This window comes from Fictibacillus sp. S7 (assembly GCF_004127935.1).
Lineage (GTDB): Bacteria > Bacillota > Bacilli > Bacillales > Fictibacillaceae > Fictibacillus_C > Fictibacillus_C enclensis.
Genome location: NZ_QJKL01000001.1, coordinates 4,648,211 through 4,665,679, shown reverse-complemented (window position 1 = coordinate 4,665,679; position 17,469 = coordinate 4,648,211). Strand labels below are relative to the sequence as shown.

The window sequence follows — 17,469 nt, the reverse complement described above, 5'->3', positions numbered from 1 at the left end:
TGTAACCTATTTATTATACAGGAGGATTAACATCTGTAAAGACACTATAAAAAATTGCTTAAAATTTCAGATATAAACAAAAAGAAGATTCTTCCGATATTAAAATTGGAGGGGAGCAAAATGAATATGTCCATTCGAAACAGAGTCAGAACCATGTTATTGATCAGTTTGTGCGGATTGCTTGTCATGACCATCTTTATGGCAGCCTATATTTGGCTGAACGGAAAAATGGATGCAGAAAAAGACCAGCTGCAGCAAAACAGCATCCAAAGCAAGGAAATTTACAGCGAATTATCAGCCATCCGAAAGAAGGAGCAAGAATATTTAAGAACGCCTTCTACAGAAAAAGCCAGCGAAATTGATTCTTCTGTTCTTACATTGCAAAAGAAAGTAAAAAACTATTCGAAGAAAGCCAACAATTCTTCCTTAAAAAACGAATACAAAAGTATTCTTGATAAAATCGGTCAATACAAAACAGCGTTTACTTCTACTTCAGCGATGACCGTACAAATTATGGAACTAAAAAAATTGATGTCCGATACATCAGCGGACTTTGAAAAAAGAGTGAAAAATTTAAAGGATGAAAAGCTGTACAACCGCTTCTTGATCATGAGCACATATGAAAAAGAATTCTATTTAGAATTGAATGACCAAAATATCACCAAATTTGAGGAGGCCGCCCAATCCTTCGAAAATCAGCTTGACCAGACTTCCCTTTCCCAGAAGGAAAAAGACGACTTCAAAACCAAACTGCTGAAATATACATCATCTGCAGGTAATATTCAAAACGTGTCCAAACAAATCAAGGGAATTAACGCCGAATTTGAAACGATCGCCGACAAGGTGGATGTTTCCATCATGACAATCGAAAAATCAAACGATCAAAAACGGGCCCAGCTTGCAAACCAGCAGTCAGGATTAAAATCCTTGCTCACCTGGCTCATGATTGGGATGGCAGTTGTGATTATTGCCGGTCTCAGCTTTGCCGGAGTCTGGCTGACCCGTTCGATCGTCCGTTCCATTTCATTGCTTAAAGAAGGGGCCACAATTATCGGAAACGGAAACCTGGATTACCGTGTAAAGGTGACGACCAATGATGAAATGGGTGCTCTGGCTGAAACCTTTAACGGAATGGCTGAAAAAATGCAGCGATCGCTCAGTGAGGTACAAAAAGCTTCTGAGCAATTGGCAGCTTCATCACAGCATCTCGCCGCCATTTCCGAAGAGACAACGGCTCAGACTGAAGAAGTTTCAGAAGCTGCACATCAGGTATCTCTCGGGGCGCAGAATCAGGCAGACCATTTACACGAAAGCACCGAGCTGCTGAATGAGGTAACCGAGGCTATCGAGGCAACAGCTGCTTTCAGCGAACAAATCGCTGATGATACATTGCGTGCAGAAGAAGATGGAAAATCGGGTATGGAAACGGTCCAGCAGCTCAATCATCATTCTGAAAAGTTTATTGCTCTCGCAAACAACCTTATTGCCCAAATTCAGCAAGCGAGCGAACAATCAAAACAGATACAGCCGATTGTTCATACCATTCAGGAGATTACGAGAAGTACCGATCTGCTTGCACTCAATGCGGCCATCGAGTCTGCAAGAGCCGGAGAAGCCGGCAGGGGATTTGGCGTCGTTGCCGCCGAAGTCCGTAAGCTTGCGGAACGCTCAAAGAATGAAGCGGAACAAATTCAGAATCTGGTTAAAATGATGGCAAAGCAAATGGAAAACCTCACCCAGGAAGCCGCAAGTTTTCAAGAATATCGAAATGAACAGCTGCAATCCGTGTCCATGACCCGAGAGGCATTTGAATCAATCGTTACAAATGTAACTGCGGTTCACAGCAAAATCAGCCGTATTCAGCAATCGATTCAACATGTGGGAGCGGCCAATGTGGGACTTTCAGAAAAACTCCATAAAGTGAGCGCCATCTCACAGGAGTCCGTCGCAACAAGCGAGCAGGTCAGCGAATCAAGCACCCATCATAAACAAGCCATTAATGAGGTGAACGACGCTGCCAATGAACTTCAGGAAATCGCCCTTAACCTGCAAAACGAAGTTCAGCAGTTTCATCTCGGAGAAACTCATTCAAAGCGTACAAACGAGACGCCTGACGCTCTCCAAGACAGCTTGCTTGAAGCCTCAGCATCTATGGAAGCAGAAGGAGCTGCTTCCTAGAATCCCCAAACAAAAACCCCAATGAAAAAAGCTCCCCGAAAGGAGCATTTTTCATTTCTATCACTTTTGAAATTTATATTGTCCATAGAGGAGCTTGACGATGTGCATGAACATCTCATCCCGTGCCAGCTCGCCATTTGTCAAAACCCCGATGGCCCCTGCTTTTTTTCGAATATCTTTGTCGGATGTAAAACTGGCCATCACCTCTCCCAGTTCACTTCCCTTTCGGATAGGAGCAGCGATCTCATCGGGCAGAGGAATCTTTGCCCCGCTCGCAACGACCAGGTGGCCGTCCTGATCCGCCAGTGCTCCCCAGTTGCAAAGATAGAGCGTTCCTTCCATATCAGTAACGCCTCCTTCGAGGCCGAATCCAAGCTCCGCTCCTTTTTCTACACACGCTTTTGCACGATTAACTGCGCCAAGCCGAGTTTCCTCGTCAGATAAAGGCTGCGGGGATACACCTGAAGGAACGTCCAATGGCTGGACCGGCTCCTTTATCATTTGTTCCACTGCTTTTACTTTTGCAGGATTCGCGGAACCAATTGCATATTTCATTTAATCACCTACCAAATCTCAGTCGTTCAGGATGCTATCCAGCATGGATTGGTCTGTCGTTTTAACAAGCTGGATCAGCAGTTCTTTAGCCGCGGCATAGTCATCCACATGAACAATGGAAGCATGAGTGTGAATATAACGGGAACAGATGCCCACAACAGCAGATGGAACGCCTTTTCCTGAAAGATGAACACTGCCCGCGTCCGTGCCGCCCGGAGAAACAAAATATTGATAAGGAATGTTGTTTGTTTCGGCGGTATCCAGAATAAATTCGCGCAGATTTTTATTCGTAATCATCGTGCGGTCCAGAATCCGAAGCAACGTCCCTTTCCCAAGATGTCCAAATTCATTTTCATTTCCCGTCATGTCGTTAGCCGGGCTTGCATCCAGGGCATAAAAAATATCGGGTTCAATCAAATTGGCCGCCGTTTTTGAACCTCTCAAGCCAGCTTCTTCCTGAACCGTTGCTCCAGAATAAAGCTGGTTTGGCAGCTTCACATCTTTTAATTCCTTTAGAAGCTCAATGGCCAGTCCAACACCATACCGGTTATCCCATGCTTTTGCCATAATCTTTTTGGGATTCGCCATCGGGGTAAACGGACAAATCGGAACAATTTGCTGTCCCGGACGAATGCCGAACTTCTCTGCATCCTGTCTGCTGTCAGCTCCGATATCAATATACATATGCTTGATGTCCATTGGCCGCTTTCGTTGATCTTCACCTAAAAGATGCGGCGGAACTGAACCGATAACACCAATCACCGGACCGTGATCTGTAATAATCTGAACTCTTTGGGCAAGCAAGACCTGACTCCACCAGCCGCCAAGTGTTTCAAAATGAATCATGCCATTCCGGGTAATACGGGTCACCATAAATCCAACCTCATCCATGTGGCCGGCAACCATCACTTTTGGACCTTCTCCATGTCTGACTCCAAAAATGCTGCCCATTCCGTCCTGGATGATTTCATCACTAAACGGCTCAATTTCTTTTCGTACAAATTTACGGACGTCATGCTCAAATCCCGGTGCACCGGGAAGCTCTGTTAATGTTTTAAACAACTGCAATGTATCAGTATTCATTGGTTCTCCTTTCAAAAAACGGATATATGTAATACCCCTATTGTACCGCTGGCAATCAAAATTTACCAACCTTCAATAGGGGACAGTTCTTATTATTTGTATGGAATTGGATCTTTTGCGCCCGCTTCCTCAAATCCTTTTAAGCGGAGCTTGCAGCTGTCACATTCGCCGCATGCTTCTTCTTCTCCGTTGTAACAGGAAGTGGTTAAATGATAAGGCACCTCAAGTTCCAGTCCTTTTTGAATGGTTTCCTTTTTTGTCAAATGCATAAGCGGAGCACAGATGGCAATTTGCTCTCCGGTCGTGCCGGCTTTTGTTGCAAGATTAATCGTTTCGTTCATACTTTTGATAAATTCAGGCCGGCAATCAGGATAACCGCTGTAATCGACAGCAGACACGCCAATAAAGACGGCCTCCGCCCCTATTACTTCCGCATAGGCGCTTGCCAGAGATAAAAAGATCATGTTGCGGGCCGGAACATAGGTCGACGGTATCTCTTCCTTATCTTCTTTTTCCGTTGGAACATCGATTGAAGCGTCCGTAAGAGCACTGCCTCCAATTTGGTTCAGGAAAGCAATGTCCACAATGCGGTGTTCCTTTACTTCAAAATACTCAGCAACTTTTTTTGCCTGATTCACTTCACGGCTGTGTCTTTGGCCGTAGTTAAAGGTCAAAGGATAGAGTTCATACCCTTCATGTTTTGCAATTCCCATGCAGGTCGTACTGTCAAGCCCTCCACTTAAAACAATCACTGCTTTTTTCATGTTTATACCCCTCTTTTCTCCGGATCCCAGATGATTTTATGAAGCTGCATGCTGACTTTGACATCTGACATGCGTGCACTTAATACTTTGTTTACCAGTTTTTCAGGAGGCATGGTCTCCCAGACCGGGCTGAATAAGGCCAGACCTTGTTTGTGATGCTGCTCCAGTACTGACGAAGCAATGTCAAAATCCTCGTCAGTTCCAATCACGAATTTAATCTCATCATGCGGCTTCAAGACAACAAAGTTTTCATGAATCATGCGGTCCATTTCACCGGAAGCCGGCAGCTTGTAATCCATAACGAATCGTACTTTACTACTCAGCACCGGGTCGCTTTCACGCAAAAGCTGAAAGGGTTTCAGAGCAATCGCTCCGTTGGTTTCCACATGAATATCCTCAATTCGCTCGATGCCCGCCATTGCCTTTAAAAGAGCAGCGGACTTTTCTCTGTGAATTAACGGTTCTCCGCCGGTAAAACAGATGCGCTTAGAGGCGAACGTGTTAATGCGTTCAATAATCTCCTCAATTGTTGCTTCAAATTCAGGTTTGGCAGGAGCATAACTGTACGGTGTATCACACCAGGTGCATCGCAAATTGCAATGAAACACGCGGACAAAAATGGTTGGAAAGCCTGCAGCCATTCCCTCTCCTTCTATGGTTTCAAAAATTTCAACCATGGGAAGCTTCCATTGGGAGTACACATCAGATGAAGGAAGCTCAAAGTGATTCGTCATGATCCATCCACTCCCTTTTCATGGTTGCATAACTAGTTGGTGTTTCATAAAGTACGATTTCCTCTAGGCGGAAGCCTTTTTCTTTCCATTGATAATCATCCAGTTTTTGATCGAACTCTTCCCAGATCCATACAATCATATTTTCTGCGGTCGTGTTCATTGGCGGCAGCACATCATTTAAATAACGATGATCCAGCCTGCTTTCGATCGCCTCTTTATAAATTTTCTTTATATCCCCAAAATCCATGGAAATGCCAACCGGATCTACAAACCCACTGATGGTCAGGACCAGCCTGTACGTATGGCCGTGCAGGTTCTTGCACTTTCCTTCATAGCAATGGAGATGATGAGCCGCATCAAACGTAAATTCTTTTGTTACAGCTACCCGCTTATGATGGTATTTTAGCTTTTCGCGCTGAATATCTTCATCTATTTTTTGCACCTTTTTTGGAATTTCGAATTCCATTTATCTTCAACATCCTTCCAAGAACATGAAAAAAACCATAAAAAAGCTCCCTGTCAACAAACTATCGGGAGAGAGTGAAAGGTTTATGGTTTTCCACGCTCCCTAGTTTTTTTTAATGAGGGGCGGGAATTTCGAACCCTCGTACTAACGCTTTTTTAGCATAGCAAAAACACCCCGAAATACGCAAGCTGCTATTACGCCTGACAGCTGGGCGCCTGTTTTTTGTTCATGGGTTTATTTCTGTTATACTGTATGGGAAAAAGCTCACACAAAAAAGGAGATGCTGAACATGAAAGCAAGCAAATGGATTCTTGCCGGAGTTGCAGGATTTGCGGCAGGATATGTCGCTGCGAAACGTTTACCGCAGACATTGACTCCTGAAAAAGCATTAAACCTCGTTAAAGACCAGACCAGGGATGAATTTATGATCACCGGTTCCTGGATCAATGTCCATCCAGAAGAGGTTAAGCGTTTCGGGCTTCCCTACACCGTATATAAAGGAGGTCTGTCAAGCAGACTTCATTCCAAATTGACACAATACGATTTCACGATTGATGCAAAAACCGGGAGTATACTTGATATTTCAAAACATGGAGATAAAGTGGCTGCTACTGTCTAAAAGGTCCAAAAAGAAAACACCGCTTGAGCAAGCGGTGTTTTCTTTTTAGTTAAATTCTTTGGTGTGATTGTACAAGTTGTTTTTAATTTTGAACTTAGTAGTAAGGTACTGTCCTTTTTCCCAAATCGTAAGGAGGTATAAAGGTACAAGCAATACTAGAGCAAGTAGCAGAAGAACAACCACATAATCCATTTTGGTTCCTGTCTCGCTTTCCTGGTCTTTCTTGTACTTTTGAAGCTCCGGACCGGCCTTGGCCACTTCCTGTTCCGTCAGCATCTTATTGTCTTTTGGATTGTAGAAGACAATTTCTTTGTGCGTGAAAGAAAAGATATTGTCTCTCTTTGTTTTGTAGGATCCCATGCCGACAACAATTTCTGACGTATTCAGCTTCTTGTCCTCATTGGGCACCGTTTGAACATCACTGATTTCAATGCTGCCTTTTTTGTAATCATAGTGGGCATCTTTTAATCCTTTTTCAATAGCTGCTTTCATTTCTGCAGTTGCTCCAGCAGCGGAAGCAATCGAAGCAAAGGAAAAAACAAGAGTAAAAACGGAAAATAGTGCAAAAATCTTCTTTTTCATAAATAATCCTCCTTGCTTTCAGTCCTAATCTCTTCCATCATATCATAGATCTCCTTATTGTTTACCCACTTGAATCTGGAAATAATGTGACGAAAAATTGACAACATTAAAGATTTGCCCTTCGCTTAATGCTTTCTGAAATCGCCCCCTCCCCATTCCATTTCACCGCCCGGTACACAGCATCGTGATAAAAAAAGTACCAGGTATCCGGCTTGATCCATTTTTGCTTTTCATAAATGGAGGTCATTGGATAATCATCATAAGCCAGCACCCACAGGGGATTTTTATGGGCATGAGTTGGCATAATATCACCTAAATGATACACCGTCTGCCCGTCCGTATGTATTTCGATAATACTGTGACCATCGCTATGCCCGCCGGTATGGACCATTTTTATTCCATTAATAGGTTCAAATGTTTCGCTAAATGTGCATACCTGAGATTCAATCGGTTTCCAGTTTTCTTCCCAATACGTGTTTCGGGAGCGGATATTCGGGTTCTTCAATTCCTCCCATTCAATCGCAGAGGTATGTATGGCAGCGTTTTCAAAAACAGAAACGAATTCTTCCCCATTTTTCCGGGTTAGTCCTGAAGCATGATCGAAGTGCATATGCGTCATTAAAACCATATCGATATCCTTCACAGTCAATCCAAGCTCATTCAAGCTTGTTTCGATCGATGCCTCTTCATGTACGCCATAATTTCTTTTTTGCTTTTCGCTTAATTTGCCGCTGCCGATTCCAGCTTCAATCAGAATATTTTTTCCAAACCCCTGGACCAGGATCGGCTCGGTTCTCAACTCAATCTGATTCAATTCATTGGGCGCATACTTTTTGCTCCACAGCGGTTTGGGGACGACTCCGAACATGGCGCCTCCGTCCATATGAGTGACACCGCCATCCAGCCAGGTTAATGTGAGACCTCCTATTTTCCATTGATCCAATTCCTTCACACTCCTTTAGCAGTATTAACAATAGTCTGAATTTAGTTTACCATACTTTGTATTTCCCGTCCGACAACATTTTTAGACAAATTTTCAGTGGTTAATTTCGTTCCAGGTCGCTCGCTTTCCGCAGGAGGGCGCTGAGCCTGACCGGCGTTAACGCCTACTTCCTCCTCGAAAGCTCCTGCGGTAACGACGCAAGAGCCTCATTGGTCTCATCTGTCCCGCTTTTCCTGCTGGAGTCTCGCACCTTGCACTCCATCAACCGTCAATGAGGAATACAAAATTCAAACAACAAAAAACCCGGCAACATGGCCCGGGTTAGTTCTTTGATCGGAATTGGGCTTCTGTGCGATAGATCCTGAAGCCTTTGGAAGAGAATTTTTCTTCATATTCCGTCATAATATTTCCTTCATAATCACTATTGTGCAAATCAAGCCAAACCTGATTTAAAACCATGCCGTATTTTGAAAAGCTGTGAAGCGAGTATTCAAACAGCCCCTGGTTGTCGGTTTTAAAATGGATTTCGCCGTTTTCCCCAAGTATGGTTTCAAATATGGCGAGAAAAAATTCATGAGTCAACCGGCGTTTTTCATGCTTGTTTTTCGGCCATGGATCAGAAAAGTTCAGATACACCCTGTCCACTTCACTCGGCTCAAAAAAGTCAGTCAGCTTTTGTGCATTTTCACGGATGATTTTAACGTTTCCGATGTCTTCTACAACGATTTTTTCCAATGCAGAAACGATAATGCTATCGTAAATTTCCATTCCAATATAATTAATGTCCGGGTGGGCTTTTCCCATACCCGTGACAAATTGCCCTTTGCCTGTTCCCACTTCAATATGGATGGGATTGTTATTTCCAAAGTACTCGTGCCATCTGCCTTTTAATTCGGCAGGATTTTGGGCAACAATTGCGGGGTACTCTTGAAGCTTTTCTTTTGCCCACGGTTTAAAACGCTGACGCATTATAATCTTCCTTTCTTAACTCAGTGCCAGTTCATAACTCCGACATTTTACCATGAAGTATATAAAAAGAGATAGCCGCTCCCTGCTGGTTTTCCTTCCAAAAAAAAGAACTCTAACCGAGTTCAGCCATGGATAAATTCAGGGGTTTTCCATACCCTATATTTACTTGGATCACCCACTAAAAAAAGGATGTGAACAACATGCCTCTTGATTATACTCATCAGTTAACACTGCTTCGTGATATACTTCAGGATCACCATACAGACTGCAATGGCACCCCGCAGGAATGTGCCCAATTAGAACGCCTGGCCAATCATCTCATGCAGCACGGAAGTGTGAACAGTGACGTAAAAAACGTACTTGGACTGATCAACACCTACAGCCATGATGGCTCTACCCATGAAAATCTGCAACAGCATATAACGGATCACAAGATGCATATTGAAACCTGGCTGAATACCATTCAGGCTCCCCAGGGCTGACCATAAAAACACATGGATTCCCCGGGCAATAAATGGAAAAAATGTCGAAACTTAATTAATATAGTAGCTTTCTCTCAAAATTTGTTTTAAAAAATTATACCAGTACTCTTTTTCGGCATTTTGCTTTCGCTGTCCATGCCAGAAAACAGACTGGATGGTTTGAGCGACAATGTACCAGTGCATTCTCCGCTGAAGGTCAACTGTCAATTCAACGCCATAGACAGAAAGCCACTGCGCCCAATTGTCCCGCGGGATATACCAATACAACAATAATCCGAGATCCAGTGCAGGATCGGCAATCATCGCTCCATCCCAATCAATCAGGAAAAGCTCATTCGTTTCGCTCACCATCCAGTTGTTATGATTCACGTCACAGTGACAGACAACTTTTTTATCATGATGAATCACGTTTTTCTGCATCTTCAAATAAGAAACAGCTTCTTTGATTTTAGGCGGGCATTCCTGCTCCGATTGGATATTGGTTTCAATCTCATCAATAATCAGTTCCGGAGTAAGCGGCTTTTTTCCCAAACGCTTTAACATATCAAGCAGTTCAGAAGAACCGTGTATTCTGCCAAGGAGTCTTCCGACGGCATCGTTATTCATTTCCGAAGCCTTTAGTTCCCTGCCGTTCAGCCATTTTTGGGCGGTAATGACATCTCCGTTGCCCAATCTCTTTGTCCATAACAATTTCGGAACAATTCCCTCCGCAGAGAGTACTGCAAGAAAAGGTGATGAATTGCGCTTTAGAAAAAGGGTTTGATCTTCATATTTAGCTTGGTATGCTTCTCCTGTTGCTCCTCCGGCAGGCATGATTTGCCAGCCTTTGCCTAGTATATGTTCCAAAACGTTCACCTTCAATCTCATGCGGAAAATTATGTCCTTATATATATCGGTCGATTCCCATGTTTACCGTACACAATTTTATAAAAACCTCTACGAATACATTATTTTAACACAGCTCTATGAAAATTCGTACATATTTATGTGACATCCTGCCTTTTCACAGGTTTTTACAACGAATCCTGTACGGCCATTGTAAATCCAAGAGGCGGCAGTAACAGCTTTCCTGCTTCGGTCTCGTACAGACCATCCTCTTTTACTTCCATGTCTTCTGCGATTACCCGCCATTTTTCCGGCTCAGGAAGAGATACATTTTTTTCTTCAAGATGACCATTGAACAATAAAACAATATCCTGCCATGCGTCCATCTCTTCCACGCTTTTAAGGATAACCCCGAACACACCATCAGGCAGTTCCCCAAGCAGGGACACATGGGCCGCGATGTCTGCTGGATGATCCATTCGAAAGGCCGGATGACGCTGTCTGATCCGGATCAGCTCCTGCACGTATTGAACATCTGCAGCAAATTTCGCCCGCCGTTCCCAATCCAGACGATTGATCAGATCTCCCGACCGATAGCTGTTTCCATCGCCTTGCTTTGTACGGAAAAATTCTTGCCCCGCATGGATAAAAGGGACTCCCTGTGAAAAAAGAGCCAGTGCAGTTCCCAGCAAATGGCGCCTGCGGAGAATGGATTCGTCCTCTTGGGGATGGAGGATCTTAAGACGGTCCCATAAGGTATGGTTGTCATGACACTCAATATAATTGATGCTTTGGCCTGGAGTTTTAAACAGTCCATGATCACCGCTGTTGCCGGAAACATTCTCAAACAGTCCACCCAGCATAGCCGCATTCCCGTTGATGAACCCGCCCTGGGCTTCATTAAAAATGTTGCCTTTCACGTGATCACGGAAACGGTCATTAAAAAAAGAGATGCCAGGCATTCGGACAGCAGAATCAATACAGGCTTTTTGGTCTTCATCAAGCCAAGTGTCCATCTTCCATCCTTCCCCCAGCAGGAAAATGGACGGATCTTCAGAAGACAGCTTTGTAAACAGGAGGTTCATTGTATCAATATCGTGGATGCCCATCAAATCAAACCGAAAGCCATCCACTTGATATTCGCTTTTCCAATAAAGTACCGAATCCAGCATAAATTTTCTCATCATGTATCGTTCTGAGGCGGTATCATTTCCCACACCCGTCCCATTAACCGGGTTCCCGCCATAATCGAACCTGAAATAATAGCCGGGAACAATTTTTTCAAAATCAGAGGTTTCACGGATAAAAACATGATTATACACCACGTCCATAATCACACGCAGCCCTTTATTATGGAGGGCAGCAATGAGCGTTTTAAATTCTCTGATCCTGGTAACCGGATCAGTCGGGTCCGTGGCATAAGATCCTTCGGGTACATTGAAATGCAAGGGGTCATAACCCCAATTATACTCGGTGTCAGCCTTTAATTCATCAATGCTACCATAATCGTTCACAGGCAAAATCTGCACATGGGTTATACCCAGTGATGATAAATAGTCGAGCCCTGTGCTGAACGGTCCGGAGCCTGTAGTCCCGCTTTCCGTAAATCCCATAAACTTTCCTTTATATTGTATTCCGCTTAACGGATGAATGGAAAAATCCCTGACATGAACTTCGTAGATCAAGCTGTCGGTCTTTTTAATAGGAGGGAGCATTGCCGTTTCGTCCCACCCCGGCGGATGGGTTTTATCCATATCCATAATGACTCCCCTTGTTCCATTTACCGTAACGCCTTTTGCATACGGATCCACCGCTTCATTCACACTGTGATTTACACGCACGAGAAAGGTATATTCATGAAGATGATGATCCCCTTCAAGCTCTGCAGACCAAACGCCCTTATCCTCCCTGTTCATGGGATATTCAAAGGCTGTGCTTGAACTGGTAAACAGTTTTAAACGGACAGAGGAAGCAGTTGGAGCCCATAGCTTGAATATGGTCCGTTCCGGTGAATAAGCGGCTCCTAAATCACACTTATCGTAGGCAAATAATTCATCGAACTCTTTGGTCCTTACAACAGCACCCGTTTTCAGGGGAATCCTGCTGCCGTCCGGGCAAACCACCCAATAATCACGGTAAAGAGGTATTTTTTGATCGAGCACCATATGAAAAAGAAGACGATCCTCCAGCCGTTGCTCCGAGATTTTTTTGAGCGGGTAAACCTTTTCATTATCCGTCACGTCAAAGTGGGCTTCCCTTGATACCTCAGTAAATATCACGAGCGTAATCATCGTGAAGGTATCCAGATAAGCTTCAATTTGATCTGTATTAATGATTCTCTTTTCCGTATCCAGTATACTGCACCCCCAGTTTCAACCATGGCTTCATTAAACAATCCCAGCGTTTATGTATTGCCTGCTCATGATTGTTATTTACCTTTAAACAAGCCTGTTTGAAACCATTCTCTCTTACTTATTTTATCCAAAGATATAAAAAACAGAATTGGCTTTTTGAAACTTTATATGGGAACTACATTTTTATGGTCAGCATGGAAGGCAGCACACCGCAATCCACAGGCGTAGAGCCAATGACTTCCCCGTCGGCCTGTACAGTGAGGGGAGTATGGCTGACAATGCTGAGATTGGTGCCGGTGAGCATCGTGACCCCTTTTTTATTTGTGTGGCGACCGTAAAAAACAGTAAGAAAAAGAAACAGCAAATGCAAAGGACTCAGATTATGTACAATACAGATATCCAGTTTTCCGTCATAAGGCAAAGCCGATGGACAAATTTTCATCCCGCCCCCATAATAGGGCAGATTGCCGGCTGCAATCAGCCAGACCGAAGTAAACTCATGGGTTCTGCCATCAACCTTCACCATTACATCCACAGGACGGTAGGTAAAAAGCAGCCGAATCGTACTGATTGTATAGGCGAGACCCCCGAGTCCGAACCGCTGCAGCCAATCTTTATACCAGGAGGCGTTCGTCAGTTTGGTTACTTCCCCATCAAATCCAATTCCAGCAACACTGACAAATCTTCTTCGGAATCTTCCTATACCTGCACTCTGCAAACATCCAACATCTATTTTCCGCACGTTGGTTCTGGAGCTTAAAAGGTGTTTGATTAACCGGTCCAAACGTTCTTTTTTTCGTATACCAAGCCATCGCATAATATCATTGCCGGAACCGCAGGGCAAAAACCCAACCGGTATATCCTTTTTGTGAAGCCCGTTAATCACCTCATGAATGGTACCGTCTCCACCCACCGTAATAATGGCCTCCGCCTGCTCGCCGTGGATGCTGTGGACCGTTTCCGCAAGCTTTTGGGCGTGTCCTTTACCTTCCGTAAAAAAAGAGCGGTAAGGTACTCCTTCTGCTGCAAGGATTTCCTTTACCGCATTCCAGATTTTTCTGGCTTTCTTGCTTTTTGAATTAATAATAAAAAAGTAACCTTTTTTCATGAATCATTACGGTCCCCTTTTAGAGGAATTTTTTCTATCACCTGATATTTTGGAACTTTGTCCAAATGAGTTTCGTAAAGAACGATATCTTTCACATCAAAAGACTGTCCAGCCAGTGAAGCAAGCTCTTGCCCGTCAAACACTTCATTTATGGCAGTCTCAGTGTCCTTCCACCGTTTGGCCAGCGTAATGTGTGGAGAATAAACCCTTGATTCGAGCGTGAATCCTGCTTGTTCGCAGGAGGTATGCACCTTTTTTTGCAGATCGATCAAGGCCGGCTCCTTTTCTACACCGAGCCAGAAAATACGTGGCTGCTGTTTTTTTCCAAAAAAACCGGAAGTGGAAAGAGTCAGCGAAAAAGCAGCACTTTCCAGCAGCTCCCGATGCAACATTTCTCTCAGCGAATTCAGTTTTGTTATGTCTGCCTGTCCAAGAAAAGACAGGGTCAGATGAAGATCCTCCGGATGAACCCACTGTTTAAAAGGAACCTTATCTTTTAACAGAAGGGTAACATCATGAATGGCATTTTTTATATGTACAGGCAGAGGAACCGCGGCAAAAACATGTCTGTTCAAATGGTACCATCTCCATTATCAGGAATTAATTTAATTTTACCAAAAAGAAGGGTCAGAAACCCCAATAAGCCGGAAGATTTTCAATCAAAAGCTTCATTTGATATACTTTTATTCATAAACAGTAAAAGACAGGGATGTGTGCAAATCAATGAAAGTTGTTCAAAACATCGCGGACTTGATCGGTGATACCCCTCTTGTCCGTTTAAACCGTCTGCCCGATCCTGAAGGAGCAGCCGTTTATGTAAAACTCGAATTCTATAATCCAAGCCGGAGCCTGAAGGACAGAGCTGCGTATAATATGCTGGTTCAAGCTGAACAATCCGGCCAGTTAAAACCCGGGGATACAATCATCGAGCCGACCTCCGGCAACACAGGAATCGGCTTGGCCATGAATGCAGCTGCCAGAGGATATAAGACGATCATTGTGATGCCGGACACAATGACAGCTGAACGAATCAATCTTTTGAAAGCCTATGGAGCGAAAGTTGTTCTTACTCCTGGTGATGAAAAGATGCCGGGAGCGATCAACAAAGCGAAGGAACTGCTGGCAGCCAATCCGGATACAAGCTTCATGCCGATGCAGTTTGAAAATGAAGCCAACCCAGATGCACACCGCACCACAACCGCCGTTGAAATCATTGAGGCTATGAAAGAACTCGATAAGCCGCTAAGCGCGTTTATTGCTCCAGCAGGCACAGGCGGTACGATTACAGGTACTGGCGAACCGTTAAAAAAGGCTTTTCCTGAAATGACCGTGCATGTGGTTGAGCCTGCGGGATCGCCTGTACTATCAGGAGGCAAGCCTGGAAAACATAAACTTGTGGGAACCAGCCCTGGTTTTATCCCTTCCATTCTCAATCAGAAGGTGTACGATGAAATTATCAGGGTAGAAGATGAACCAGCCTATACAGCTGTGAGGAGGCTTGCGGCTGAGGAAGGCATTTTGGTCGGCCCTTCATCCGGAGCTGCCGTTCACGGAGCCATCGAGGTGGCTAAAAAACTTTCCAAGGATGATATTGTCGTTTGCATGACATGTGATTCAGGAGAACGCTATCTGTCCTCTGATTTGTTTCAATTTTAATATACTCAGCAAAGGTGGCTCTCATCCGCAGCAAGCGGGTAAGGACACCTTTTTTTGCTTTATTTAGCCAGTTCATAAATAGCCTCTGCATAGATAGCCGCAGCGCTGAACAAATCTTCCAAAAACATATATTCATCCTTCTGGTGGGCAACGTCTTCCCTTCCGGGGAACAGGGCACCAAACGCTACTCCTGCTTCAAGCGATCTGGCGTACGTTCCTCCCCCTATGGCAATCGGTTTTCCGGAATGCCCCGTTTGTTCTTCATATACTTTTTTCAGCGTTTGAACGACGGTATGCTGTTCATCCACAAAATGAGGGGTCGTGTGCTTGGTGACGTCAATCGTAAACCCTTCTCTTTCCGCCAGTTTTCCGAGAATCTCCATTACCGTATTACCAGAGTGTGTTACCGGATACCGGATATTGAGTCCTAAAGAACCCCCATCTTCCTTGTGATAGTTAAACACACCAGGATTAACGGTCAGCATCCCGCTCACTTCATCTTCCGCCTTGATGCCTAATTTTTCTCCCGAGCTGTCCATCAGGTGTTCTTTTATAAAATGAAGGAATGACAAACCTTGGTGATCCAAAGAAAGCTGAGACAGAAAACTCGCGAGCATGATCCCAGCATTCACGCCAAATTCAGGTGTGCTGCCATGGGCGGACTTTCCTGTCAGATAAAAACGCTGCACGTCTCCTTCTTCCTCTATTCCACCCGTTAAGTGGTTTTCATTCAAAAAGTCCTGAAAACGGTCCTCCCATTTTTCTGCCGTTATCAGATGAGCTTCGGCCCGGTCTGGAACCATATTTAAGCGTAAACCCGACTGAAAGGATTGTAAAACAGCCTCTGACTCCTCCTCCTTAGTGACCACTTCTTGTTTGATCGTTACATTCATCATGCCCTTTTCTGCATGAATGATTGGAAAATCCGCATCAGGAGCAAAGCCAGCCGCAGGCATTTCTTCATGCTTAAAATAATGGTCGACACATCTCCACTGGCTTTCTTCGTCTGTTCCAAGAATCAGCCTTACGCGCTTTGATAAAGGGAGATTTAATTCTTTAATGATTTTCATCCCATACCATGCCGCCATCGTGGGGCCTTTGTCATCGATGGCTCCTCTGGCAAAAATTTTGCCGTCCTTGATTTCTCCGCCATAAGGATCCACCGTCCACCCGTCGCCTTCAGGAACAACATCCAAATGCCCTAGAACTGCAATCAGTTCCTGCCCGGCCCCCATTTCAATATGGCCAGCATATCCATCCACATTTTTGACAGCCATCCCCGCGTCTTCGCCGAGCGATAGCATATATTCCAAAGCTGCAGCGATATCAGGACCAAATGGCGCATTCTTGGTTGCATTCCCTTCATCCAAAACACTTCTGATTTGAAGTAGTCCCTGTGTATCGTTCAGAAAAGAATCTTTTCTTTTCTCAACTTCGATTTTCCAATCTATATGGTTCATGTTATGATTCACCTTTCTTCTGGATATATATGTATGTTTTAACACCATTTCCGGATGGTACATCCTGATCATGATCAAAACCTTCTTCTATTTTAGCCGAATGAGTCGAAAAGGTGAAAATTTTATAAAATTGTTCGGAAAATAGCCGACTTGTTTGCTTTTTTCAAAAAAATGAAGTATAATATCGCGTAAATAGGAGGTGTGGTTGTTATATTCGTACAAATGAATGCCTGTTTTTGCAACTGAAACAGTGGCCATTCTATGCTGCAAAGCCGCCAATCATCCGAGATATAGAGAAACATGATACTTAAGATCATGGCCAAGCAGCGAAGAACCAGAAAGTGGAGTCTTCGCTTTTTATGTTCATTCTCGTATTTAAAGAAAACTTAAACAATTCATCATAATAAATTAAAGAACTTCCACTATAATTTATTATGAACAACAATACTGTATAGGGAGTGGTTTTTTGAGTCCTTCAACTAACCGTATGTTGAACCGTGTAAAATCCATGTATCTTTTTATCAAAAAGAAAGGGACTGTTACAACACGAGAATTGGTTGAAGAATTTGGGACTACGCAGCGTACGATCCAAAGAGACTTAAATGTTTTGGCGTATAACAACCTAGTGACAAGCCCCAGCCGCGGATTGTGGCAGGCAACTTCTAAAAAAGTAAAAGTTTCTTAAGCAAGA

The 17,469-nt window shown here is 44.0% G+C and carries 18 protein-coding genes; 5 read left to right on the top strand and 13 right to left on the bottom strand.

Translation table 11 applies throughout. The features are described 5' to 3' along the window. The first annotated feature begins 120 nt into the window (after window positions 1–120). On the top strand, window positions 121–2,178 hold the full coding sequence (locus tag DMO16_RS23705; protein ID WP_129480241.1) for a methyl-accepting chemotaxis protein: 2,058 nt from the start codon (window positions 121–123) through the stop codon (window positions 2,176–2,178). 60 nt (window positions 2,179–2,238) lie between these two features. Here the strand turns inward: DMO16_RS23705 and DMO16_RS23700 are convergent, their stop codons facing one another. The 5 genes from DMO16_RS23700 to queD form a co-directional block, all read right to left on the bottom strand. Continuing rightward, window positions 2,239–2,733: a DUF84 family protein gene (locus DMO16_RS23700; RefSeq protein WP_129480240.1), complete on the bottom strand. Its 495-nt coding sequence runs from the start codon at window positions 2,731–2,733 to the stop codon at window positions 2,239–2,241. An 18-nt stretch (window positions 2,734–2,751) separates the two neighbouring features. Further along, window positions 2,752–3,816, bottom strand: a complete 1,065-nt coding sequence (locus tag DMO16_RS23695; protein ID WP_129480239.1) for a M42 family metallopeptidase — start codon at window positions 3,814–3,816, stop codon at window positions 2,752–2,754. A 92-nt stretch (window positions 3,817–3,908) separates the two neighbouring features. Then, entirely contained in the window at window positions 3,909–4,580 is a 672-nt protein-coding gene (gene queC, locus DMO16_RS23690) for a 7-cyano-7-deazaguanine synthase QueC (RefSeq protein WP_129480238.1), read from the bottom strand. Between the two features lie 2 nt (window positions 4,581–4,582). Then, window positions 4,583–5,314, bottom strand: coding sequence for a 7-carboxy-7-deazaguanine synthase QueE (locus tag DMO16_RS23685; RefSeq protein ID WP_061972449.1), 732 nt, complete (start codon window positions 5,312–5,314; stop codon window positions 4,583–4,585). Beyond that, window positions 5,298–5,780 carry a 6-carboxytetrahydropterin synthase QueD gene (queD, locus tag DMO16_RS23680; RefSeq protein ID WP_129480237.1) on the bottom strand — a complete coding sequence of 161 codons (483 nt, stop codon included), beginning with the start codon at window positions 5,778–5,780 and terminating at the stop codon, window positions 5,298–5,300. The genes DMO16_RS23685 and queD overlap by 17 nt, the downstream gene beginning before the upstream one ends. Window positions 5,781–6,069: 289 nt before the next feature. Here queD and DMO16_RS23675 point away from each other — a divergent pair, with 289 nt between their 5' ends. Continuing rightward, window positions 6,070–6,399 (top strand): PepSY domain-containing protein, encoded by a 330-nt coding sequence (locus tag DMO16_RS23675; protein WP_164989006.1) that lies wholly within the window; start codon window positions 6,070–6,072, stop codon window positions 6,397–6,399. Between the two features lie 45 nt (window positions 6,400–6,444). On the opposite strand, the gene DMO16_RS23670 is transcribed toward DMO16_RS23675, so the two are convergent. The 3 genes from DMO16_RS23670 to trmB all read right to left on the bottom strand — a co-directional run bounded on the left by DMO16_RS23670 (window position 6,445) and on the right by trmB (window position 8,893). Beyond that, on the bottom strand, window positions 6,445–6,981 hold the full coding sequence (locus tag DMO16_RS23670; RefSeq protein WP_129480235.1) for a hypothetical protein: 537 nt from the start codon (window positions 6,979–6,981) through the stop codon (window positions 6,445–6,447). A gap of 106 nt (window positions 6,982–7,087) precedes the next feature. Beyond that, on the bottom strand, window positions 7,088–7,924 hold the full coding sequence (locus tag DMO16_RS23665) for a YtnP family quorum-quenching lactonase (protein WP_129480234.1): 837 nt from the start codon (window positions 7,922–7,924) through the stop codon (window positions 7,088–7,090). 321 nt (window positions 7,925–8,245) lie between these two features. Further along, window positions 8,246–8,893, bottom strand: a complete 648-nt coding sequence (trmB, locus tag DMO16_RS23660; protein ID WP_129480233.1) for a tRNA (guanosine(46)-N7)-methyltransferase TrmB — start codon at window positions 8,891–8,893, stop codon at window positions 8,246–8,248. A gap of 200 nt (window positions 8,894–9,093) precedes the next feature. On the opposite strand from trmB, the gene DMO16_RS23655 reads away from it, so the two are divergent. Beyond that, window positions 9,094–9,375 carry a YtzH-like family protein gene (locus DMO16_RS23655; RefSeq protein WP_061972443.1) on the top strand — a complete coding sequence of 94 codons (282 nt, stop codon included), beginning with the start codon at window positions 9,094–9,096 and terminating at the stop codon, window positions 9,373–9,375. Between the two features lie 51 nt (window positions 9,376–9,426). Here the strand turns inward: DMO16_RS23655 and DMO16_RS23650 are convergent, their stop codons facing one another. The 4 genes from DMO16_RS23650 to thpR all read right to left on the bottom strand — a co-directional run bounded on the left by DMO16_RS23650 (window position 9,427) and on the right by thpR (window position 14,237). Next, on the bottom strand, window positions 9,427–10,221 hold the full coding sequence (locus tag DMO16_RS23650; RefSeq protein ID WP_061972442.1) for a phosphotransferase family protein: 795 nt from the start codon (window positions 10,219–10,221) through the stop codon (window positions 9,427–9,429). A 167-nt stretch (window positions 10,222–10,388) separates the two neighbouring features. Next, window positions 10,389–12,506, bottom strand: coding sequence for a type I pullulanase (gene pulA / locus DMO16_RS23645; RefSeq protein ID WP_277873784.1), 2,118 nt, complete (start codon window positions 12,504–12,506; stop codon window positions 10,389–10,391). Between the two features lie 223 nt (window positions 12,507–12,729). Next, window positions 12,730–13,662: a diacylglycerol/lipid kinase family protein gene (locus tag DMO16_RS23640; protein WP_129480231.1), complete on the bottom strand. Its 933-nt coding sequence runs from the start codon at window positions 13,660–13,662 to the stop codon at window positions 12,730–12,732. After that, the gene (thpR, locus tag DMO16_RS23635; protein WP_129480230.1) at window positions 13,659–14,237 is read right to left on the bottom strand and encodes an RNA 2',3'-cyclic phosphodiesterase; all 579 of its coding nucleotides are present in this window, start codon (window positions 14,235–14,237) and stop codon (window positions 13,659–13,661) included. Before thpR ends, DMO16_RS23640 begins: the two co-directional genes overlap by 4 nt. 148 nt (window positions 14,238–14,385) lie before the next feature. Between thpR and cysK the strand changes: the two genes are divergently transcribed. After that, complete coding sequence (gene cysK / locus DMO16_RS23630; RefSeq protein ID WP_129480229.1) at window positions 14,386–15,318, top strand: cysteine synthase A; 933 nt, start codon at window positions 14,386–14,388, stop codon at window positions 15,316–15,318. Window positions 15,319–15,377: 59 nt separating this feature from the next. Here cysK and pepV read toward each other — a convergent pair whose 3' ends face one another. Beyond that, window positions 15,378–16,778: a dipeptidase PepV gene (pepV, locus tag DMO16_RS23625; RefSeq protein WP_129480228.1), complete on the bottom strand. Its 1,401-nt coding sequence runs from the start codon at window positions 16,776–16,778 to the stop codon at window positions 15,378–15,380. Window positions 16,779–17,244: 466 nt separating this feature from the next. On the opposite strand from pepV, the gene DMO16_RS23620 reads away from it, so the two are divergent. After that, window positions 17,245–17,463 (top strand): DeoR family transcriptional regulator, encoded by a 219-nt coding sequence (locus DMO16_RS23620; RefSeq protein WP_074440559.1) that lies wholly within the window; start codon window positions 17,245–17,247, stop codon window positions 17,461–17,463. The last annotated feature ends 6 nt before the right edge of the window (window positions 17,464–17,469 follow it).